This window comes from Variovorax sp. 679, assembly GCF_003952185.1.
In the GTDB taxonomy this organism is placed as follows: Bacteria; Pseudomonadota; Gammaproteobacteria; order Burkholderiales; family Burkholderiaceae_C; genus Variovorax.
Genome location: NZ_RXFS01000025.1, coordinates 17533 through 39376 on the forward strand (window position 1 = coordinate 17533; position 21844 = coordinate 39376).

Annotated in this window: 21 protein-coding genes and 1 tRNA gene; 14 read left to right on the forward strand and 8 right to left on the reverse strand. The window is 66.9% G+C overall.

Annotated features, from left to right (window positions below; all coding sequences use genetic code 11):
- Positions 1-59: 59 nt before the first annotated feature.
- A complete protein-coding gene (locus EJO71_RS33685) occupies positions 60-761 on the forward strand; it encodes a response regulator (RefSeq protein ID WP_125952987.1) in 702 nt (233 codons plus the stop codon).
- Positions 762-782: 21 nt separating this feature from the next.
- Positions 783-858 (forward strand) — tRNA-Phe (locus tag EJO71_RS33690).
- A gap of 122 nt (positions 859-980) precedes the next feature.
- Here the strand turns inward: EJO71_RS33690 and EJO71_RS33695 are convergent.
- From EJO71_RS33695 to EJO71_RS33705, 3 genes are read right to left on the reverse strand one after another with little or no spacing between them, the layout of a single operon-like run.
- On the reverse strand, positions 981-1520 hold the full coding sequence (locus tag EJO71_RS33695; protein ID WP_125952988.1) for a sigma-70 family RNA polymerase sigma factor: 540 nt from the start codon (positions 1518-1520) through the stop codon (positions 981-983).
- Positions 1521-1532: 12 nt separating this feature from the next.
- Entirely contained in the window at positions 1533-2261 is a 729-nt protein-coding gene (locus tag EJO71_RS33700) for a cytochrome c biogenesis CcdA family protein (protein WP_125952989.1), read from the reverse strand.
- A 3-nt stretch (positions 2262-2264) separates the two neighbouring features.
- A complete protein-coding gene (locus EJO71_RS33705) occupies positions 2265-2657 on the reverse strand; it encodes a thioredoxin family protein (protein WP_125952990.1) in 393 nt (130 codons plus the stop codon).
- Between the two features lie 230 nt (positions 2658-2887).
- On the opposite strand from EJO71_RS33705, the gene EJO71_RS33710 reads away from it, so the two are divergent.
- The gene (locus tag EJO71_RS33710) at positions 2888-3124 is read left to right on the forward strand and encodes a hypothetical protein (protein WP_125952991.1); all 237 of its coding nucleotides are present in this window, start codon (positions 2888-2890) and stop codon (positions 3122-3124) included.
- A gap of 531 nt (positions 3125-3655) precedes the next feature.
- Positions 3656-4036: a PXPV repeat protein gene (locus EJO71_RS33720; RefSeq protein WP_125952992.1), complete on the forward strand. Its 381-nt coding sequence runs from the start codon at positions 3656-3658 to the stop codon at positions 4034-4036.
- A 50-nt stretch (positions 4037-4086) separates the two neighbouring features.
- On the opposite strand, the gene EJO71_RS33725 is transcribed toward EJO71_RS33720, so the two are convergent.
- On the reverse strand, positions 4087-5004 hold the full coding sequence (locus tag EJO71_RS33725) for an AraC family transcriptional regulator (RefSeq protein ID WP_125952993.1): 918 nt from the start codon (positions 5002-5004) through the stop codon (positions 4087-4089).
- A gap of 163 nt (positions 5005-5167) precedes the next feature.
- Between EJO71_RS33725 and EJO71_RS33730 the strand changes: the two genes are divergently transcribed.
- From EJO71_RS33730 to EJO71_RS33745, 4 genes are read left to right on the forward strand one after another with little or no spacing between them, the layout of a single operon-like run.
- Entirely contained in the window at positions 5168-6010 is an 843-nt protein-coding gene (locus EJO71_RS33730) for an SDR family oxidoreductase (protein WP_125952994.1), read from the forward strand.
- A gap of 53 nt (positions 6011-6063) precedes the next feature.
- Positions 6064-6432, forward strand: coding sequence for a c-type cytochrome (locus EJO71_RS33735; protein ID WP_240651608.1), 369 nt, complete (start codon positions 6064-6066; stop codon positions 6430-6432).
- A 34-nt stretch (positions 6433-6466) separates the two neighbouring features.
- A complete protein-coding gene (locus EJO71_RS33740; protein ID WP_125952996.1) occupies positions 6467-6940 on the forward strand; it encodes a (2Fe-2S)-binding protein in 474 nt (157 codons plus the stop codon).
- 10 nt (positions 6941-6950) lie between these two features.
- Positions 6951-9215 carry a xanthine dehydrogenase family protein molybdopterin-binding subunit gene (locus EJO71_RS33745; RefSeq protein ID WP_125952997.1) on the forward strand — a complete coding sequence of 755 codons (2265 nt, stop codon included), beginning with the start codon at positions 6951-6953 and terminating at the stop codon, positions 9213-9215.
- Positions 9216-9236: 21 nt separating this feature from the next.
- On the opposite strand, the gene EJO71_RS33750 is transcribed toward EJO71_RS33745, so the two are convergent.
- The 3 genes from EJO71_RS33750 to EJO71_RS33760 are packed head-to-tail and all read right to left on the reverse strand — an operon-like array spanning position 9237 to position 11839.
- Entirely contained in the window at positions 9237-9638 is a 402-nt protein-coding gene (locus EJO71_RS33750) for a PaaI family thioesterase (protein ID WP_125952998.1), read from the reverse strand.
- Positions 9639-9682: 44 nt separating this feature from the next.
- A complete protein-coding gene (locus EJO71_RS33755) occupies positions 9683-10381 on the reverse strand; it encodes an amino acid racemase (protein WP_125952999.1) in 699 nt (232 codons plus the stop codon).
- A 39-nt stretch (positions 10382-10420) separates the two neighbouring features.
- Complete coding sequence (locus tag EJO71_RS33760; protein ID WP_125953000.1) at positions 10421-11839, reverse strand: MFS transporter; 1419 nt, start codon at positions 11837-11839, stop codon at positions 10421-10423.
- 250 nt (positions 11840-12089) lie between these two features.
- On the opposite strand from EJO71_RS33760, the gene EJO71_RS33765 reads away from it, so the two are divergent.
- The 3 genes from EJO71_RS33765 to EJO71_RS33775 all read left to right on the forward strand — a co-directional run bounded on the left by EJO71_RS33765 (position 12090) and on the right by EJO71_RS33775 (position 16775).
- Positions 12090-13454, forward strand: coding sequence for a dicarboxylate/amino acid:cation symporter (locus EJO71_RS33765; RefSeq protein WP_125953001.1), 1365 nt, complete (start codon positions 12090-12092; stop codon positions 13452-13454).
- A gap of 77 nt (positions 13455-13531) precedes the next feature.
- Entirely contained in the window at positions 13532-15391 is a 1860-nt protein-coding gene (locus EJO71_RS33770; RefSeq protein ID WP_125953002.1) for an ATP-binding protein, read from the forward strand.
- Positions 15392-15398: 7 nt separating this feature from the next.
- Positions 15399-16775 carry a sigma-54 dependent transcriptional regulator gene (locus tag EJO71_RS33775; RefSeq protein ID WP_125953003.1) on the forward strand — a complete coding sequence of 459 codons (1377 nt, stop codon included), beginning with the start codon at positions 15399-15401 and terminating at the stop codon, positions 16773-16775.
- A gap of 15 nt (positions 16776-16790) precedes the next feature.
- Here EJO71_RS33775 and EJO71_RS33780 read toward each other — a convergent pair whose 3' ends face one another.
- Positions 16791-17528: a response regulator transcription factor gene (locus EJO71_RS33780; RefSeq protein ID WP_240651609.1), complete on the reverse strand. Its 738-nt coding sequence runs from the start codon at positions 17526-17528 to the stop codon at positions 16791-16793.
- 75 nt (positions 17529-17603) lie between these two features.
- Between EJO71_RS33780 and EJO71_RS33785 the strand changes: the two genes are divergently transcribed.
- The 3 genes from EJO71_RS33785 to EJO71_RS33795 form a co-directional block, all read left to right on the forward strand.
- On the forward strand, positions 17604-19589 hold the full coding sequence (locus EJO71_RS33785) for a sensor histidine kinase (RefSeq protein ID WP_125953004.1): 1986 nt from the start codon (positions 17604-17606) through the stop codon (positions 19587-19589).
- A gap of 321 nt (positions 19590-19910) precedes the next feature.
- Positions 19911-20621, forward strand: a complete 711-nt coding sequence (locus EJO71_RS33790; RefSeq protein ID WP_125953005.1) for a winged helix-turn-helix domain-containing protein — start codon at positions 19911-19913, stop codon at positions 20619-20621.
- A gap of 73 nt (positions 20622-20694) precedes the next feature.
- Positions 20695-21844: Ig-like domain-containing protein (locus tag EJO71_RS33795; RefSeq protein WP_125953006.1), on the forward strand; the 1150-nt coding region annotated here is incomplete at its 3' end.

A 21844-nucleotide genomic window follows, 5' to 3' on the forward strand; every position in this document is an offset into this window, starting at 1 on the left:
GATGGGCCAGCGGACCCTACACACATTGCAGATACCAGCGCAAACAACAAGCAGCACTCATGGCAAACATTCTCGTGGTCGATGACGAGCTGGGCATCCGGGACCTGCTCTTCGAAATTCTCAATGACGAAGGCCACAACGTGGAGCTCGCGGAAAACGCCGCCGAAGCCCGCGCTGCGCGCCAGCGCGCGCGGCCCGACCTCGTGCTGCTCGACATCTGGATGCCCGACACCGACGGCGTCACGCTGCTCAAGGAGTGGTCCACCGCGGGCCTGCTGAGCATGCCGGTCATCATGATGAGCGGCCACGCCACCATCGATACCGCCGTCGACGCCACACGCATCGGCGCGTTCGCGTTCCTCGAAAAGCCCATCACCATGCAGAAGCTGCTCAAGGCAGTGGAGCAGGGCCTGGCGCGCGAAAGCGCACGCCGCGCCGCTGCAGGCGTGGTGCCCGCGCCGGTCACGGGCAGCCAGGCGACGGCCATCACGACCACCGGCGACAGCCTGCTGATGGCATCGCTGGCCTCGGTGCCGGTGGCCGACACCGGCCCGCAGTCGACCCAGAGCTTCGACCTCGACCGCCCGCTGCGCGACGCGCGCGATGGCTTCGAGAAGGCCTACTTCGAGTTCCACCTTGCGATGGAGAACGGCTCGATGACCCGCGTCGCGGAGAAAACCGGCCTCGAACGCACCCATCTCTACAGAAAACTCAAACAACTTGGTGTGGATCTTTCAAGAGGGCGCAGAAGCGCTGTATAATTTAAGGCTGCACACAGCAACGGCCCGGTAGCTCAGTTGGTAGAGCAGCGGATTGAAAATCCGCGTGTCGGTGGTTCGATTCCGCCCCAGGCCACCAAATTCAGCAAGGCGCTGCAACTTTCGAGGTTGCAGCGCCTTTTGCTTTCCCGCTCCCATCAGGGAGCAGCGGCCCGATTCTCGACCGCTGCCATGCAGCCTCCTGCAACGGCTATCTCCGCTTCAGCAACCAAGCGCCTTCGGCCCCAGCATGTACTCCCGCACCAGCTCGCGCGCCCGATGCAGCCTGCTCTTGACCGCACCCGGCTGCTCGCCCAACCGCCCGGCGATCTCCGAAATGGTCAGTTCCTCGAAGTCGCGCAGCAGCACGACTTCGAGGTAGTGCGCCGGCAGCGATTCCAGCGCGTTGGCCAGGTCGATCCGTAGCGCATGGTCCGGCGTGGCGAGCATGCGTTCCTCGGCCACTTCGTCTTCCAGCGGCTCGTGCCTGAACATCATTCGCGAGAGCCTGCGGCATTCGCGCTTGATGACGACGAACAGCCACGAGGAAAAGGCCGCGGCCGCCCGCAGTCCCTTGACCTTGCGCGAGATCACCAGCAGCGACTCCTGCACCGCGTCGTCGACGTCGCTGGCGTGGCAATGCTTGTAGGCGTAGCGCCGCGCGTCGGCCTGGCAGACCGCCAGCAGACGAGCGATGGCGTTCGCGTCGCCTGTCTGCGCGCGCAGGATCAGGTTGTCGCGCTCGAGGGTGCCGTTGGGCATGGTTCGTGTTCCTCAGAATCGCGTGGTCAATCGTGTCAGCCATGCGGGTGAATGATCGACCAGCCAGGCCTCTATCGGCTTGTCGACTCCGCTCAGGATCGCGACCGACACGACGATCATGGCGGCGCCCAGCAGGATCTTCCCGCCTTTTCCGGTGCGCATCAGTCCGCGCTGCAGCTTGCCCGCAACGCCGCGCGAAGCGTAGCCCAGCAGCACGAGCGGCAGTGCGGCGCCGATGCCGAAGGCCGCCATCAGCAGGCCGGCCTGGGCCAGCCGAGTGCCCTGGCTGGCCAGCACGATGGCCGCTCCCAGCGTGGGGCCGACACAGGGACTCCAGACCACGCCGAGCAGCAGCCCGATCGCGAACTGGCCGGCCAGTCCATCCGCGGGCAGGCGTGCCATGAGGCCATTGCCCGCGCTTCCGATACCGGACGCCAGCAGTGCAAAGCGCTGCTGCAGCGTGCCGGACACCAGTAGGACGCCCAGCAGGCCAAGCACCACGGCACCGATCGTGCGGAACACCGACGCGTCGATGCCCAGCGAGGCTCCAGCCCAGGCCAACGTGGTGCCCAGCACCGCATAAGACAGCGCCAGCCCCGCGGCCAGCGCGAGCGGCGCGCGTGGATGGGCGTGGGCCGCGGAGCCGAGCAGGATCGGAACGATGGGCAGCACGCAAGGGGAAAGCGTCGACAGCAGTCCGGCCAGAAAGCCGAAGCCGTATGCGCCTGCGCCGAAATCCATCGGTCAGTTCAACGTCTTCCTGACCAGGCCTTCGATGCCGGCCTCGCTGGTGTCGCCGACGGAGCGGGCCACCTCCTTGGCGCCCTGGAACCCGACCAGCGTGCCCTGCATGCCGACCTTGAAGGTGCGCAGGGCGTCCTTCTGGGTGTCGAAGTCGACCTTCAGCATCGTCACGTCCTGGTAGGCGGGCTGCTTCATCAGCCGCTCAAGGATGGGCTTCTGCGCCTTGCACATCGGGCACCAGCCCGCGGCGACATCCACCACCACAGGCTTGCCGGCCTGCGCCAGCCGGTCGAACTCGGCCTGGCTGAAGTCCTTGATCTCCCCGGCCGAGGCCATGGAGCCGAGGGCGGAAAGCGAGAAGAGAAGAAGAGTTGCGGCGATGTGTCGTGTCATGTCTACGTCCTGTCTAGAGGGAGTGATCGGGATTGAGCGGGAGCGAAGCGGCCGTGGATTGCGCGGCCGACCCATAAGAGGCGACCAGCGGCCCGACGGATTCGCGCGAATCGAAAAAAAGTCCGGGCCCGTGTCGGCCCGTGAAGATTTGCGGCGAACGGCGAACCGTTCTGCCAGCCCGGCCCCTCTCAAGAGGCATGACCAGTTCGACCATCTTTCAGGCTGTCACCATGCTCACAACGACTACCTCCGTCACGACCCACCTGATCCGCGGCGCGCTCGCAGGCGCGTGCATCCTCGGCGCCCTCGCATGGGCGTCGGAATTCTGGCCTGCGCTGGGCCTGTTGCCCGTCGCGATCTACCTGATGCGAGGTTGCCCCGCGTGCTGGCTCATGGGGCTGCTCGAGGCCGTTCAGGCCCGCAAGGAGCGCTGCGGGTCGTGTCGCGCGGGCGGCCGTCCGGATTGAGTCCTGCGGTGTTCATTGCGCACAGCGTTCGCGTAGGGAAACGATCGTGCTCTCCGCTGCTTCGATGCGCCGATGCAGCTCCTCGTTGATCAGGCGGACCAGCGCACTGAGTTCGGAGCGGGTCGGGGAGAGCTCTTCGCAATCATTCACGTGCTGCACAGCGATGAGCTTCTCGATGCACGCACACGCTCAGTGCACGTCGCGGATGCAGGCGATGTCATCGCCTGCCTGCAGTGCGAATGATTCGGGGCTTTGTTGAAGAGGGGGCGTGCGCGCGAACGCGCGAGCGGATTCAGTCATGAACGGCTTCCAAGAGTTTGCGTCCAAGAGCTTCTTCGAGCTGCTAAACCCGATCACGCCTTCTGCCGGCGTGACGGGCGCAGTATAGCCAGCGGGCCTTGTGCCGCTCCCACTCGGGGCGACGCGTGACATTTAGGAACGTTCTTCACCGTCGCGATGTGCGCCGCTCGGTGCGTCCAGGCGTTGGGTGGTGCATCAGAGGCCGTTTCCGTCCTCCAGGAGATGAAAGAAATGACTTTTCCCCGATCCGCGCTCAAGCTGGCTGCCGCAGGTTTCATTGCCGCCGGTGCCTTGTTCATCGCCGCATCCGCCAATGCGGGCACGAGTTGGTCCGTCGGCATCAACGTACCCGGCGTGGTCGTGAGCGAGCCCGCACCGGTGTACTACCCGCCGGCGCCCGTCTATTCGCGCCCGGCCCCGATCTATTACCAGCCCGCTCCGGTGTATTCCGCTCCTGCGCCTGTCTACTACGAGTCCGGACCCAGTTGGGAGGAGCGCCGCGCGCAGCGCTGGGAGGAGCGCCGCGCGCAGCGCTGGGAAGAGCGCCGTGAATGGCGCCGCCGGCAGTGGGAGCGCGAGCAGCACCGCCGCTACTACGAAGATCGCGACTGATCGAGGCGGGCGGCGTTGCCCTGGTGGGGCCCGCCCGGTCCTCTCAGGTCTCAGGCCGCTTCCCGCATCCGCCTGATGTCGCGCAGCGGCGGCGCACCGAACAGGCGGGCGTATTCACGGCTGAACTGCGAAGCGCTCTCGTAGCCCACGCGTATTCCCGCGGTGCCGGCATCGATGCCCTGGTTGAGCATCAGCTGCCGCGCTTCCTGCAGGCGCAGTTGCTTCAGGTACTGCATGGGGCTCATGCCCGCCACGGCACGGAAGTGCTGCCGGAACGTCGATGGGCTCATGTGCACCGAGGCGGCCAGCTCATCTGCAAGCACGGGCCGCGTGAAGTTCATCTTGAGCCAGGCCATGCTTTGCGCCACCTGTTGGCTTGGAGTGCCGACGGCCACCAGGCGCTGCAACTGCGGGCCATGCCGCCCGGCGAGCAGGCGAACGACGATTTCCTGCTGCAGCAGTGGCGCGATCTGGGGAATCAGCCTGGGCTCGTCGAGCAGTTCGACGAGCCGCGTCACCGTGCCTAGCAGCGTCGGGTCGAGATCGCCTAGCGACATGGCCCGATAGCCGTAGTCCCTTGTCGGCTGGGGCAGCGCCATCTCGGCCGCCGCCTGCACGATGGCGCGCGAGTCGAGCCTGAGCATCAGGCCCAGAAAGGGCTTCGCGCTGCTGGCCTGCGTGACATGGGTGACCACCGGGAGATCGAGCGTGGTCAGCAGCGACTGGCCCGCTGAATAGTCGAAAACCTCTTCGCCGAGCGCAACCCGCTTCTTTCCGCTGACGGTGATTCCCACGCCGAAGCCATAGATGCAATGCATGGGTTCGGTCGTGGCGCTGCGCCGGTGCAGCGTGAGTTCCGGAATGGCGGTGATGCAGTCGCCGTCATTTTCGGCAACGCGTCCGACCGCCTTGGCCAGGTCGCTCAGGACGGCCGATCCGTCTTGCTGCGTCAGCGGTGGCTCTTCCATTTGAATCCTTTCGCGGGTGCCCGAACAAAGTCTAGCTCGCGCATTTCGCCCGATCCGCGTTTCTGCCGCAGTTCCGTCGTTTCAGGCAAGAACACGCGTGCTTTCGGCAAACGGGTCGGTGGGCCTCGGGCAGACACTGGCAGCCACCGAAAGGAACATCCCCATGACCGACAGGAAAATCTGGCTCGTCACCGGCGCGGGCCGGGGGCTGGGCAGCGACATCGCCAGGGCGGCCCTGGCCGCGGGCCATGCCGTGGTGGCCACCGGCCGCGATCCGGCGAAGGTCGCCGAGGCCATCGGCGATCACGCCAACCTGTTGAGCGTCAAGCTCGACGTCACCCAGCCTGAAGACGCGCAGGCCGCAGTGAAGGCTGCCGTCGCGAGGTTCGGACGCATCGACGTCCTGGTCAACAACGCGGGCAACTTCTACGCCGGCTTCTTCGAGGAACTGAGCCCGGAGCAGGTCCGCAGCCAGATCGAGACGCTGCTGTTCGGCCCGATGAACGTCGCGCGTGCCGTGCTGCCGGCGATGCGCCGGCAACGCTCGGGGCTGCTGCTCACCATCTCCTCGACCGCGGGCATCTCCGGCGGAATGTTCTGCACCGCGTATGCCGCCGCGAAGTTCGGCGTCGAAGGGTGGATCGAGTCGCTTGCCCCCGAGATCGCCCCCTTCGGCATACGCACCATGCTGGTGGAGCCGGGCTTCTTTCGCACCGAGCTGCTCACCGCTGGCTCCACCACTTTCGCCGAGCCGCGCATCGACGACTACGCCGAACGTACGCGGGAGACGGTTGCGGCCTGGAGCGGCATGAGCGGCAAGCAGGGCGGCGACCCCGCCAGGCTCGCCGACGCCATCGTGCAGTTCGCCGGACTCGAAGAGCCCCCGGCCCGATTCGCCGCAGGCGCCGATGCCGTGCAGACCTTCGAGGCCAAGGCCAAAGCGCTGCTTGCACAGGCCGACGCGCATCTCGGCCTGTCCACGTCGCTCGCCCATGAGGACGCGTAGTCGCGACCGCGAGCCATCGAATCAGGCAACCCGATCGACAGGATGAAACAGAAATGACCCACGACAGAAAACAGCAACGCGGCATGGCATCCGTACGGCGCTCCCTTGCCGCCTCCCTCGTCGCAGCGCTCGGCATCGGCGTGAGCATCGCGTGGCCGGCACGCGCCGTCGCCAGCCAGGCGCTCGCGCAGAAGTACGCGTGCGTCGCATGCCACCAGCCCGCGACCAAGGTGGTGGGCCCATCGTGGAAGGACATCGGCGCGAAGTACGGCGACGGCAAGGGCACGGCCGCACAGCTGGCAGCAAGCATCAAGGCCGGCAGCTCGGGCAAGTGGGGCGCGATGCCGATGCCGCCGCAAGCCCAGATTCCCGATGGCGACCTGCAGTCGCTCGCGCAGTGGGTGCTCGACGGCGCCAAGTGAATCCGATCCAACCAACCATCCACGAGAACCGAATATGAGCGCGCTCCACGTCAACGGCCGTGAACACACGGTCGACGCCGACCCCGGCACCCCCATCCTCTGGGCCCTGCGCGACACGCTGGGCATGACAGGCACCAAGTTCGGCTGCGGCGCCGCGCTGTGCGGCGCCTGCACCGTGCATCTGGACGACCAGGCCATCCGCTCGTGCATCACGCCGATCTCCGCCGCCGAGGGCAAGAAGATCACCACCATCGAAGCAACGACCGACGGCAGCGACCGCGTCGGTGCCGCCGTGCATGCCGCATGGGTCAGGCACGACGTGGCGCAGTGCGGCTACTGCCAGAGCGGCCAGATCATGAGTGCGACGGCTTTTCTCAAGTCGCTGCCCAAAGGCAAGCAGCCCAGCGCGGACGAGATCGATTCGGCCATGGTCGGCAACATCTGCCGCTGCGGCACCTACGCCCGCATTCGCGCCGCCGTGGCCGATGCGGCCAAGACCCTCGCCTGAAGGAGCCGCCATGCTGCCCAACATCGCAAACTTCGCCGACGTCGATTACCGCGAACTGCCGCGCGCCATGCAGCGCCTGATGGCCCGGGGCCCGACCAGCGAAGCCGCCACTCTGCCTCGCCGCAGCTTCCTGAAGATGGCCGGGGCCGGCGGCTTCGCGCTCGGCGCCTTTCCTCATCTGGCCATGGCACAGGCCGATGGTGCAGCGCAGGCGTCCGGTGCACTCAAGCCGACGCAACAGCCATCGGCCTTCGTGCAGATCGCACCCAACGGCGAAGTCACCGTCACCATCAACCGGCTGGAGTTCGGCCAGGGCGTGCAGACCGGCTTGCCGATGATCCTGGCCGAAGAGCTCGATGCCGACTGGGCCCTGGTGCGCAGCCGCAATGGTTCGAGCGACGCGGCTTATGTCGACCCGCTCTTCGGCATCCACCTGACCGGCGGCTCCAACTCCATCAAGAACAGCTTCACGCAATACCGCGAGCTGGGCGCGCGCGCCCGGGCCATGCTGCTGTCGGCGGCGGCCGCGCGCTGGAAGGTCGACGCGGCTACGCTGCGCACGCAGGCCGGCACGGTGCTGGGTCCGGGCGGGCGCAAGCTGGGCTATGGCGAACTGGCCGAAGCCGCGATGGCGCTGCCGGTGCCAGAGAAGGTCACGCTGAAGAATCCCAAGGACTTCCGCCTCATCGGCCGGCCCACCACGCGCCTGGATGCGCGCGCCAAGAGCAGCGGCCGGCAGGACTTCGGCATCGACGTGCGGCACCCGGGCCAGCTCACGGCGGTGGTGGCGCATCCGCCGGTGTTCGGCGCCCGCCTGGCCTCGGTGGACGACAGCGCGGCGCGCGCCGTCAAGGGCGTGAAGGCCGTGCTGCGCGTGCCGCTGGATCGCGGAGCCGAAGGCGTGGCCGTGGTGGCCGACGGCTACTGGCCGGCCAAGTTGGGCCGCGACGCGCTGAAGCTGCAGTGGGACACGGCCGCAGTCGAGAAGGTCGACACCGAAAAGCAGCTGGCCCAGTACCGCGAACTGGCCGGCCGCCCCGGCCCGCGCAAGTTCGACGCGGACATGACACCGCTGGCCACCGCGCCCCGGCAACTGGAGGCCGAATTCGTCTTCCCCTACCTGGCCCATGCACCCATGGAGCCGGAGAACTGCACCGTCAAGCTGTCGAACGGGCGCGCCGAGCTGTGGGTCGGCACCCAGTGCGCCGGGCTGGACGCCGCCGCCGCCGCGCGCGCGCTGGGCCTCGAGCCCGAGCAGGTGATCGTGCATGTGCAGATGGCGGGCGGCGGCTTCGGCCGGCGTTTCGTGGGCACGAGCGACTTCGTGGTCGAGGCCTGCGAGATCGCCAAGGCCGCGCGCGCCGCCGGCCTGAGTGCGCCGGTGCGCCTGCTGTGGAGCCGCGAGGACGACATCAAGGGCGGCTACTACCGCCCCATGCACCTGCACCGCGCCCGCATCGGTTTCGACGAGCGCGGAAAGGTACTGGCCTGGGACCACGTCATCGTGGGCCAGTCCATCACCACGGGCACGGTGTTCGGGCAGTTCCAGGTGAAGGACGGCATCGACGCCACGGCCACCGAGGGCATGCGCGACCCGTATCCGGTGCCGATGCGCCTCGCGGTGCATCACCCGCAGGTCAACGTGCCCGTGCTGTGGTGGCGCAGCGTGGGTTCCACCCACACCGCCTTCGTCATGGAGACCTTGATCGACGAGATCGCCCGCAGCACGAAGCAGGACCCGGTGGCCTACCGGATGCAGCTCTTCGGCGACAAGCACCCGCGCCATCGCGCCGCGCTGCAACTGGCCGTGGACAAGAGCGGCTACGGCAAGAAGCAGCTGCCGGACGGCCGTGCCTGGGGCGTCGCCGTGCACGAGTCATTCGAATCCGTGGTGGCCTACGTGGTGGAAGCCTCGGTCAAGGACGGCCAGCCGGTGCTGCATCGCGTCACCGGCGGCGTGCACTGCAACCTGGCGGTCAACCCGCGCAGCGTGGAAGCACAGGTGCAGGGCGCGGCCGTGATGGGGCTGTCGATGTGCCTGTCCGGTGGCGCCATCACCTTGAAGGACGGCGTCGTGCAGCAGGGCAACTTCGGTGACTTCACCGTGGCGCGCATCACCAACGTGCCGGAGTTCGATGTCCACATCGTGCCCAGCGCCGATGCGCCCACCGGCATGGGCGAGCCCGGCCTGCCGCCGCTGGCCCCCGCGTTCGCCAACGCCATCGCGCGGCTGACGGGCAAGCCCTTGCGCCAGCTTCCCTTCAACCTGGCCTGAAGGCGGTGCCTTCAGGCACCTTCAGTCGAGCACCAGCTGCGTCTGCGTGACGACAGCGCACAGCTTGCCGTCGGCATTGGTGACGGTGGTCTGCCACACCTGCGTCGTGCGTCCGCGATGCAGCGCCACGCTGGTGCCGGTGACTGTCGTGCCGACGCGCGCGCCGGCGATGAACTTGGTGCTCGAGTCGGTCGTCGTCGTGCGCTTGCCCTCGGGCAGGTTGACGATGGTGCCGACCGCGCCGAGCGTGTCGGCGAATGCCATGTAGGCGCCGCCATGGAGGATGCCGCCGGCGGTGCACAGATCGGGCCGCACCTCCATCTGCGCGACCACGCGCTCGGGCGCGAGCTCTGTGAGCCGCACGCCCATGAGGCCGGGGAAGATCGTGTCCAGCAGTTTCTGCATCGTGGCGATGTCGGGCATGAATGTCTCCTTGGTTCTCGTGGCAATCCGATGCTTGTGAAGGCTCAGCGGGCGGCCGTTGCGCGTCGCAGTGCCGCACGCGCGAGCAGGCGCGTGGAGTCGAGCGTGGGAAGCGCCGAGTTGCCGTCGTTCAGCACCAGCGGCAGTTCGGTGCAGCCCAGCACCACGGCATCGCAGCCGCGCGACTTCAGGCCGTCGATCATCCCTTGCAGCACCTCGGTGGACTCGGGCTGGATCACGCCGCGCACCAGCTCGTCCATGATGATGCGGCCCATCGTGGCACGCTCTTCGGCATTGGGGCGCACGGCTTCCAGGCCGGCGGCCGACAGCGCCTGCGGATAGACCTCGCTGTTCACCAGCCAGTGCGTGCCCAGCACGCCCACGCTGCGGAATCCCCGCGACACCGCTTCCGCCGCGACCACCTCGGCGATGTGCAGCCACGGCAGCGGCGACTGCGGCAGCACCAGGTGCATCGCCTGGTGGATGGTGTTGTCGGGGCAGATGAGGAAGTCAGTGCCGGCCGCCGCGAGCTTGCGCGCCGACGACAGCATCAGCTGCGCGACGCCATCGATGTCGTTGTCATCGAGGCAATCCACATACGCCGCGAGCGAATGCGTGTGCATCGAGACTTCGGGATGCGCATGGGCCTGGCCCATGTGGCTGGCGCCTTCGACGCACAGCGTGCGATAGCAGAGCGCAGCGCCTTCGGCCGAACAGCCGACGATGCCGATATGAAGTGGCATGAAGCAAATCTCCGTCAGGGAAAGCAGCGGAAGATGTTCTCACGACCTCCGCGACACCGCCATGCCCGCCTGGCGGTCGAGCCGCAGCGTCATCAGCGTCGCAATGACCATCAGCAGGCCGACCACGTACCAGGCGTGCCGGAAGTCCGCGAGCTCCACCGCCGGCGCGCCGCGCAATGCCTGCGACGCGCCGAGCACCATCGCGCCCAGCGCCACGCCGAGCGCGAGCGACACCTGCTGCAGCATCGTGCCGAGCGTGCTCGCACTTGCGCGGGTCTCGTCGGGCACGTCGGCAAAGGCCAGCGTGGTGATGGCGGTGAAGTTCATCGAGCGCGCCATGCCCGCCACGAAGAGCAGCACGCACATCAGCGGCAGCGGGGCGCCCGGCGACAGCAGCCCGCAGCCGAACAGCGTGGCAGCGCAGATCGCGCCGTTCACCGTGAGCACGCGGCGAAAGCCGAAGCGCCGCAGCACTGCCGTGGTGGCGCTCTTCATCACGAGGTTGCCCGCCATGTACACCAGCAGCATCGAGCCCGCCTGGAAGGCGCTCATGCCGAAGCCGATCTGGAACATCAGCGGCAGCAGGAAGGGCGAGGCGTTGATCGCGACGCGCGAAATGAAGCCGGCCGTTGCGGTGGCCAGCGCGTAGGTCGGCACCGCCAGCGCGCGCAGGTCGAGCAGGGGCGTTGCCACGCGCCGCGCATGGCGCACCGCAGCGGCCGCCGCGATGGCGCCGGCGGCCAGCAAGCCGAGCGTGACGGCCGAGCCCGGCTGCGGACCGCCCAGTCGCGTGAGGCCCTCGACCAGCGCGGCCAGCGCGATGGCGGTGAGCACGAAGCCGGTGGCGTCGAAGCGCACCGGGGCCGCGTCGGCCCGGCGCGGAAAGAGCCGCATCACCAGCCACAGGCCCACGAGACCCAGAGGCACGTTCAGCAGGAAGATCCAGCGCCATGAGGCATGCGTGGCGATGAGCCCGCCCAGCGGCGGACCGATCACCGGCGCGATGAGCCCCGGCCAGGTGATGGTGCCGATGGCCTCGATCAGCCGGTGCTTCGGCGTCTCGCGCAGCACCACGAGCCGGCCCACCGGCGACATGAAGGCCGCCGCCGCACCCTGCAGCACGCGCGCGGCCACGAACACCTCGAAGCTGGGCGCGAGCCCGCAGGCGAGCGATGCCAGGGTGAAGGTGCCGACCGCCAGCGCGAACACCCGCCGCGCGCCGAAGCGCCCCGCGCACCAGCCCGCCGCCGGCACCAGCGCCGCCATCGCGATCAGGTAGACGGTGACGCCCAGGCTCGCGTCGAGCGCCCCGATGCCGAAGCCGGCCCCGATGGCCGGCAGCGCCGTGACGATGACGGTGGCGTCCAGCGTCTCCATGAAGAAAGCCGCCGCCACCGTGAGCGCGATGCGCTTCGAGGCGCTTTCCGTGGCCTCCGGCGGCCGGGCGTTGTCGTTCATGGCGCCGAGTCTGACACTGCCGCAGGCCTAGGGTTTACCCCTATCCGGCGATCCGGCGGATCGGACGGGCAGGGCCCGCGCCATCCGGATCGTCGGCGGGGCGTGTCTGGCACGGTCATGAAAAGCCTCGTGAAATCAACGACTTAACCCACCTTCGGTGCTGTGCCGGCCGTGGCATGTCGATTGCTGAACCACCGGGCCGGCCGCGCGCCTCCGATGCGGGGTTTGGCCACGAACTGGAGACAAACCGATGAGCCACCCCGTGGAACACACCACCGCCCCCAAGCCTTTCTACAAATCCCTGTACTTCCAGGTCATCACGGCCATCGTGCTCGGGGTGCTCCTGGGGCACTTCTATCCCGACACCGGCGCCGCGATGAAGCCGCTGGGCGACGGCTTCATCAAGCTGATCAAGATGATCATCGCGCCGATCATCTTCTGCACGGTGGTGGTCGGCATCGCCGGCATGGAGGACATGAAGAAGGTCGGCAAGACCGGCGGCATGGCGCTGCTGTATTTCGAGATCGTGAGCAGCATCGCGCTGATCGTGGGGCTCGTGCTGGTCAACGTGCTCAAGCCCGGCGCGGGCATGAACGTCGACGTGACCCAGCTCGACACCAAGAGCATCGCGGCCTACACCGGCCCGGGCAAGATGCAGAGCACGACCGACTTCCTGCTCAACATCATTCCCAACACGGTGGTCGACGCCTTCGCCAAGGGCGAGATCCTGCAGGTGCTGATGATCGCGGTGCTGTTCGGCTTTGCGCTGCACCGCTTCGGCGGCCGCGGCACGCTGGTGTTCGACATGATCGAGAAGGGCTCGCACGTGCTCTTCGTGATCGTGGGCTACATCATGAAGGTCGCGCCCATCGGCGCCTTCGGCGCGATGGCCTTCACCATCGGCAAGTACGGCGTGAGCTCGCTGCTGCAGCTCGGCCAGCTGATGGCCACCTTCTACGCAACCTGCCTGCTGTTCATCTTCGTGGTGCTGGGGCTCATCGCGCGCTTCCACGGGTTCAGCATCTGGAAGTTCATCAAGTACATCAAGGAAGAACTGCTGATCGTGCTGGGCACCTCGTCGAGCGAATCGGTGCTGCCGCGCATGATGGCCAAGATGGAGAACCTGGGCGCGAAGAAGTCGGTGGTGGGCCTCGTGATTCCGACCGGCTACTCGTTCAACCTCGACGGCACTTCCATCTACCTGACGATGGCGGCGGTGTTCATCGCGCAGGCCACCAACACCGACATGACGCTCACGCAGCAGCTCACGCTGCTGGCGGTGCTGCTGCTGACCTCGAAGGGCGCGGCGGGCGTCACGGGCAGCGGCTTCATCGTGCTGGCGGCCACGCTGTCGGCCGTGGGCCACGTGCCGGTGGCGGGACTGGCGCTGATTCTGGGCATCGACCGCTTCATGTCTGAAGCCCGCGCGCTGACCAACCTGATCGGCAACGGCGTCGCCACCATCGTGGTCGCCAAGTGGACCGGCGATCTCGACACCGTGCGCATGAACCAGCACCTGAACCAGGAAAGCCCGGCCGAGGCCAACGAGCCCGAACTCGTGCTCGACGCCACCGAGGCGCACATGTCCGGCGGCTCCGCGCGTCAGGCTTCCTGATCCTCCCTCCGGCCCCGCCCCGGGGCCATCGGGCAGCCACTAATGCGGGCGGCCCGGCCTTGTGCAATAACGGGCCCATGAATTCAAGGGAGCCGGCCCGGCGTTTCGACTCAACTTCCGACCAGGCGACGAGAGGATGGCGCGGCCTGCCCCGATGGGGCGGCGCGCTGGCCCTGGTGGCCGTGGCCGCCTTCGCCGGCCACCAGGTCGCCATGCAGACCGGCCTGGCGCGCCTGCGCGAAGCGGCCGACCACCGGCTCGACATGCTCGCAACGGGGCTCGATGCCGACCTGGCCCGCTTCGACTACCTCCCCGCGCTGCTGGAGATGACGCCCCTCGTGCCGGCAATGCTCGGCACGCCCACGGACGCGCGCCTGCGCGACTCGGTCAACCGCTACCTCGACGGCGTGAATGCCGCGGCGGGGGCGGAGATGCTCTACGTGCTCGACGCCTCCGGCACCTCGCTGGCCGCGTCCGACTGGGACAAGCCCGGCACCACCGTGGGCCAGGACCTTTCGTTCCGGCCTTACGTGATCGACGCGCTGGGGCAGGGCCGGGGCCGTTTCTACGGCGTGGGCATCACCAGCAAGAAGCCGGGCTACTACCTTTCGTATGCCCTGCGCCGCGGGCAGGCCTCGCGCGGCGTGGTGGCCGTGAAGATCAATCTGGAGGAGACCGAGCGCGCCTGGCGCAAGCTGCCGGGCGACGTCGCGTTGATCGACCAGCGCGGCGTGGTCATCCTTTCCACGCGCGACGACATCAAGTTCAGGCCGCTGCTGCCGCTCGATGCGCTGCAGCGCGCCGAGGTGCTGCGCTCGCGGCCCTACGGCGAGGCCACGCTGCAGCCGCTGCAATGGACGCAGAAGGAAGTGCTGGACCGCGACGTGACGGTGATCTCGCTCGACGGCGTCGACCAGCTCGCGTCGGCACGCACGCTGCGCGGCGCGCCGTGGCAGCTGGTGGTGCTCGACAACCTGGCGCCGCTGCGCGTGGCGGCGCGCAACGCGGCCATCACCGCCAGCCTTGCGATGACCGTGCTGCTGCTGGTGGCCGTGGCGCTCTGGCAGCGCCGCCGTGCCGTGCGGCAGAAGCTGGCCAACCAGGCCGCGCTGCAGGCGGCGCACGACACGCTCGAATCGACCGTGGCGGCGCGCACCGCGCAGCTGCGCGCCGCGCAGGGCGAGCTGGTGCACGCCGGCAAGATGGCCGCGCTGGGGCAGATGTCGGCCGGCGTGGTGCACGAGCTCAACCAGCCGCTCACGGCGATGCGTACGCTGTCGGAAAGCGCCGCCATCCTGCTCGACAAGAACCGCCTCGACGACGTGCGCGGAAACCTCGAGCGCATCCGCGGCATGGTCGACCGGCTCGCGCGGCTGACCTCGCAGCTGCGCACCTTCGCCTACAAGAGCGAACTGCCGCTGGCACCCGTGCTGCTGTCGCACGCGATCGCCGACGCGCAGGTGATCGTTGCCGAGGCTTCGCGCAAGCAGCGCGTCACCATCGAGGTCGACGTGCAGCCCCCCGCGCTGAGCGTGATGGCCGAGGAGGCCGCGCTGGGCAGCGTGCTCGCCAACCTGATGCGCAACGCCATCGACGCCATGCACGACGCGCCGGTGCGCACGCTGCGCCTGGAGGCGCGGCCGAAGGAGGGGCGCGTGGTGCTGTCGGTGACCGACACCGGTCCGGGCATCCGCCCCGACATTCTTCAGCGCCTGTTCGAACCCTTCGTCACCGGCAAGGCCGTGGGTTCGGGCCTGGGACTGGGTCTCGTGATCTCGGCACAATTGGCGCGGTCCATGGACGGCACGCTGCGCGCTGCCAACCTGGATGGCGGCGGGGCTTGCTTCGTCATCGACCTGCCGGCGGCCATTGCCGTGATCCACAGCAGCAGCAACCCGCCGGTTCCCGACGCCCTTTCCATTGCACAACAGGAGTGATCCCCAAGTGAGCGAAGCCCCTGCCATCCGGGTGCTGCTGATCGAAGACGACGAAGACGTCCGCGTCAGCACCACCCAGGTGCTGACCCTGGCCGGTTTCGAGGTCGAGTCCTTTCCCAGCGCCGAGCGCGCGAGGGCGCATATTTCATTCGGCGTGCCTGCCGTGGTCATCAGCGACGTGCGCCTGCCGGGCCTGAGCGGCACCGAGTGGCTGCCCGAGTTGCGCAATGTCGATGCCGAGCTGCCGGTGATCCTCGTGACCGGCCACGGCCACATCGCGATGGCCGTGCAGGCGATGCGCGAGGGCGCCTACGACTTCATCGAGAAGCCTTTCAGCTCCGAGCGGCTGGTGGCCATCGTGCGCCATGCCATCGAGCGCCGGCAGCTCAGCCTGCAGGTGCGCGCGCTGCGCGATGCGCTGGAGAACTGGCAGGGCATCCAGTCGGTGCTGATCGGCCGATCGGCGCAGATGCAGCAGGTGCGCCAGACCGTGAAGACGCTGGCCGAGACATCCGCCGACGTGCTGGTGTACGGCGAGACCGGCACCGGCAAGGAGCTGGTTGCGCGCTGCCTGCACGACCACAGCGCGCGCCGCCGCCAGCATTTCGTGCCGCTCAACTGCGGCGGCCTGCCCGAGTCGCTGGCCGAGAGCGAGCTGTTCGGCCACGAGGCCGGCGCCTTCACCGGCGCCAGCCGCATGCGCGTGGGCAAGTTCGAGTACGCCAGCGGCGGCACGCTCTTCCTCGACGAGATCGAGAGCATGCCGATGGCGGTGCAGATCAAGCTGCTGCGCGCGCTGCAGGAGCGCAGCATCGAGCGCATCGGCTCCAACAAGACCATTCCATTCGACTGCCGCGTGGTGGCCGCGAGCAAGGACGACCTGAAGGCCATGAGCGACCAGCAGAAGTTCAGGGCCGACCTGTACTACCGCCTGGGCGTGGCCTTCATCGAGCTGCCGCCGCTGCGCGAGCGACGCGAAGACATTCCGCTGCTGTTCGAGCACTTCACGCTGCAGGCCGCGAGCCGCTACGACCGGCCCGCGCCGCTCCTGAGCAATGCGCAGCTCGCCGACCTGATGGCCTACGCCTGGCCCGGCAACGTGCGCGAACTGCGCAACGTGGCCGACCGCTTCGTGCTGGGCCTGTTTGGCGAGCGCCTGACGCAGACGCACGGTGCGGGCGGCAACAACAACAACGGTGGCGTGCCCACCTTGCCGCGCGGGCTGCCGCAGCAGGTGGAATCCTTCGAGCGCGCGGTGATCGTCGAGGAGCTCCGGCGCCAGCGCGGCGACCAGCCCGCCACCGCTGCCGCGCTGGGCATTGCGCGCCAGACGCTGCACGACAAGGTGCGCAAGCTGGGCCTGACGGTGGACGAGTTCAAGTAGGAATGCGGGCCAGGCTCAGGCCTGGAACTGGTAGCCCGTGCCCCTCACGGCATGCAGCGGCAGCGACATGCCGGCCGCCGTCGCCTTGCGCCGCAGGCGGCTGACCACCGCATCCACGCGCTGCAGGTCGAAGTGCTCCGGGTCGCCGCCCAGCGCGGTCGCGAGCTGGGTCCGGTCGACCGGCTTGTTGCGCTGCTTGAAGAGGCTGGCGACGATGGCCCGCTCCGACATCGTGAGGCGAAGCGAACGCCCGTCGGGGGCATGGAGGATCCAGTCGCCCTCCTTGAGAATCCAGCGCCCCGTGCCGCGCGGCGCGGTCGGCTGTTGATGATGGAGCGCACGGCCGGCGCCGCTTTCGGATGCCTTGATGCGCCGGTGAATGCCTTCCAGCGAGGCCGCGAGTTCCTCGACGTGCACCGGCTTGACGAAGTAGGCGTCGGCGCCGCCGCGCAGTCCGCGAACCCGGTCGCCGAGGTCACCGCGCGCGGTTGCGAACACGATCCCGACGTTGCTGGCCGAGCGCAGGTGCTGCGCGATCGAGAAGCCGTCCTCGTCCGGCAGTTCGATGTCGATGACGACGATGTCGCAGCGGCTGACGGCATAGGCCCTGTAGAACTCGGCCGCGGTCGAGAACCCGGAAGCCTTGAAGCCCAGTTGCTCGAGGCTGTAGACCAATGCTTCCTGAAGGTCTTCTTCATCTTCGATCAGGTAGACGGTAATCTTTTTGTCGGTGTCGGATTTCGTAGTATTCATGAATGCACCTCTCTTTGATCCCTGGGGGTCGAGAGTTTTGGGGCGCCGAAGATAAGTCATATATATATCAACAGCATGAAAATGAAACGCTGTCTTGCTCTTTTTTTCGGGACAGCGCTTTGGCTGCTCTCCTTTGGTGCGCAGGCCCTTGTTCTTCAGGCGAATCAGGGCAAGGACCAACCCGTCGGGCTCGGGCAGGAAGCGGAAGTATTCCGGGATGTTTCCGGAAATGTCACCATCGATGACATTCTTGCTGGTCGTCCGGAAATCGGATTCGTGCCCATGAAATCCTGGCATCGCGAGGATCATTCCAGCGATGTTTTCTGGGTTCGCTTTTCATTGCGGCGTGAATCCGGTGCGCCCCCCGATTGGGTGGTGCAGGTGTTTCCGAGCTGGATCGACGATATACGCATATACGCCCGTAATTCGGATGGAACGATCTCCGTCAGCGAATTGGGAGATCGCCACTCATTTGCGAGTCGCGCCATGCGGACCAGCGCCCTGGCTTTTCCGGTTTTCGTGAATTCCGCGGCGGAAACCTATTACCTGAGAATAAAAACGCACGGACTGGTCCCCCTCTGCCTGCATGCGTGGCAGAAGTCCGGCCTGCAGGAGGAGGAAACGAAGCGGCTGGTCTTCTTCTCCGCGTTCGCCGGGGCGATCGTCGTCATGGTGCTCATGAACCTGATCTTCTGGGCCTGGCTTCGCAACAGCATCTACCCGGTCTACGCCTTGTTCCTGGCCGCCATGCTGGTCGCGATCGTCTCCATGCAGGGTTACGCGAGCCCGCTGCTCCTGCCCGAGGAGCCGCTGTATGCAGACCGCTTCGTCGACGTCGCCTCATGCGTCCTGATGTCGGTCGCGGCGGTGTTCGCGTGCCGGTTCTTCAACTATCGCCAGTACTCTGTCTGGGCGGCGCGGTTCATGAATTCGGCGGCCGCGGTCTTCGCCGCGATGGCGGTGCTCGCGATGTGGGGCGTCGACGGTGCCATTCGCGTGGCGGCTTGCCTCGAGATCGTCGTCGGCCTCTTCAATGTCGCGTTCCTCGTCTGGCTGATGGCGCGCCATCGGGCCTTCCAGTACCTTCTTGCGGCGCTCGTCTTCTACGCGGTGAACCTGTCGTGGCTCTTCTTCCTTCTGGTGCTCCTGGGGTTCGTGCACATCGCGCAGCCGTTCATTCTGGAGTCCTGGATTCCGCTGCTGCAGCTGGCGAACCTGCTGCTGCTCAATTTCGCGGTTGCCAGCCGCTCCAGGCAGGCCGAGCTGAAGTGGCGGGCCGATCGCAAGCTGGCCTTCAATTCGATGAGAGTCGCCAAGCAGGCGCTCGAGGACAGGGTGCGCCAGCGCGAATTCGTCGCCGTCGTCTCGCACGAATTCCGCACCCCGCTGGCCATCGTCGATGCGGTGGCGCACGCACTGGAACTGTCGCCGTCCGGGCAGGACGACCGCGTGAAGCTCGGCATGGAGAAGATCCGCAGGGCCACCCGCCGGCTCACCGCGCTCATCGAGAACATCCTGCTCGACGACTCGCTGGAAGTCGGCGCGATGCACAGCGCCCGCAGCTTCGACCTCCGGGACGTGGTCGGGAATCTCCGCGGCATCGGACTGCCCGAGGAAAACGCCCGCCTGAGCATCGAGGTGGCCCCGGACCGCGCGATGTGCAGGGGCGACCAGGAAAGAGTCGAGATGGCGATCCGGAACCTGGTCCAGAACGCCCTCAAGTACTCGCCGGCAGATTCGATGGTCGCGGTTCGATGCGAAGCGGACGGTGATTTCTTCAGCGTGACCGTCTCCAACAAGGGCATGCCGATTCCGGAGTCCGAGAGGCGCAGTCTTTTCGAGCGCTACTTCAGGGGCGCCGCGTCCGCCCAGGTTCCCGGTTCGGGGCTCGGGTTGCACATTTCACGTACCACCGCCCGTCAGCACGGTGGCGATGTCGAACTGGTGTCCAGCGACCGCGATGGCACGGTGTTTCGCCTGACGCTGCCGCTGGAGTCCGGGCTGCAGAACCGACATGTGCCCGATCCGGCCGGTTTCGGGGCAATAGCGATGAAAGCGTGAATTTTTCGATGCCAGAAAGAAAACGTTTTCATTGCCTCGAATGCGCATTTACTGACAGTTTTGGTCATTAACAAGTGCCAGACGGGGCAGCGCATAGTCATCTTTTTGGGGATCGCGCCTGAAAGCGTGACTTCCTACGTGATGTCCGGAAAAAGTTCTCTCTTATAAGCTTTCGAGCTTGCTAACACGACGTCATTAATAGTCAGCAATCGACATTGTCGGATCTGATTACGAGCCGATACATTCCGCAGCCCGAAAGGTCATGGCGGAGTGCGGCGAGGCGCCTCTCCGTGACATCCATTGTCAAACGGAGAGATTGGAATGATTTCGCCAGAGTCTCGCGCCCAGGGCTTGCGACTGCATGAACTCCAGGCCTTCAGCCTGCCGCAGGAGCGCGGGCCGTCACCCGCAGCTTTCGATTTGCTCAGCGACTTCGTCAACGCATTGCAGGCGGGGCAGGGCTGCGGGCTGGTTCTTCTGCCCCTGCCTGCCGACGCCAATACCCGTTGGGTTCAGGCAATTCGCGGATTGACCGATGCGCCGCTGCTTTTTGCGGTCAATGCTGAAAGCGCGCATGCATTGCAGCGCATCGACAGTGAATTTCCGGGTGAAAGAAATTTCGACTTCGTTCTTCACCCGTTCGATCTGGAAGAAATCCGATTGAAGGTGCAACACCTGCTCAATCGCACCAGCTTCGTCGCGCATGGCGTGGCGAGAAACGAGTTGCTGGTTTACCGGGGATATCGTTTCCTGATCGGCCAGCGCAAGGTTTTTCACGAAGGGCGGGAAATGCATTTGCAACCACGCGAATTCGATCTGGCGCTGGAGCTTTTCAGAAACAGGGATTGCCTGCTGAGCCGGGAGCAGCTCTACGCCCATTTGTGGCGTGACTCCGTCAATTTGCGCTCTCGCGCGTTGGATGTCTGCGTTTTCAAGATTCGCCGAAAACTCAATATAGAGCCGGCAAATGGCTTGATGTTGAGGGCCATATTCGGCCAAGGCTACAAGCTGCACACGGTGGCCTCCGGGTGACGCGTTTCCTGTTCTTGTTCATTGCGTGAGTTTCTGGGTGTTTTTGTTCTATCAAGGATTCAGGGAGTAAAAAATGATTTCGTTGAAGGTAATCAGCAAGCGTGGCGGCGACGCCAATCAGGTCTCGGAAAACGAGATCCTTCTCAAGGAAGCATCGGTCGTCCGCGTCGGCCTCTCGAAGGAACAGATCAAGGGAATGCACCGCGTTGGCAACGACCTGGTCGTCACCGCCGTTTCCGGCGAGGTCATCGCCGTCCGTGGGTTCTTCGTGTCGTTCGAAGGCAACAGGAACGACCTGGTCCTGACCGACGACAAGGGCGACCTGTGGCTGGCCGAGTTCGGCAGCGGGCAGGGCGACCTGGCGGTCGGCTATTCCCCCGTCGACTCCATCGAACCCCTGCTGCTGCATCAGGACTTCAATTTCGGCGTGCTGCCCTGGTTGATCGGCGGCGGACTTGCCGCCGCGGGTGCGGCTGGCGGAGGCGGTGGAGGAGGCGGCGGTAGCGGAGGCGGCGTATCGCTTCCGGTCGCCGCGCTCGCCTCGCCGAGCGACACCACGCCGCCGGCAAGGCCCACCGTCAATCCGGCCAGCGCCGTTTCGATCACCGGCACGGCGGAGCCCGGAACGACCGTCAGGGTCACCGACAGCTCCGGCAAGGAAATCGGCAGCGCCACCGTCGCGCCCGACGGCAGCTACGTCGTCCGGCCCACCACGCCGCCGCCGCACGGTTCGGAGCTTCGCGTCGTCGCGGTGGACCGGGCCGGCAACGTCAGCCCCGAAGCCCGGGTCACCGTCGACAGCGTGCCTCCCCGTGTGCCCACGGTCGCCCCCACCGACGGCAGCTCCATCACCGGCACCGCCGAGCCGGGCTCGGTGGTCACCGTCACCGACGGACGCGGCAACGTGATCGGCAGCACGACCGCGGGACAGAGCGGCGTCTACGGCATCACGCCGCCGACGCCGCCGGCCGACGGCACCGTGCTCCGCGTCGTGTCGTCCGACGCCGCGGGCAATGCGAGCCAGCCTGCCACGGCCACTGTCGACCGCACGGCTCCGGCCGGGCCGACGGTGAACCCGACCAACGGCAGTCCGATCACGGGCACGACCGAGCCCGGCGCGCTGGTCACCGTCAAGGACAGCGCGGGCAACGTCATCGGCAGCGCGACTGCCGGCTCCAACGGCGCGTACAGCGTCACCCTCGGGAGGCCTCCGGTGGACGGTG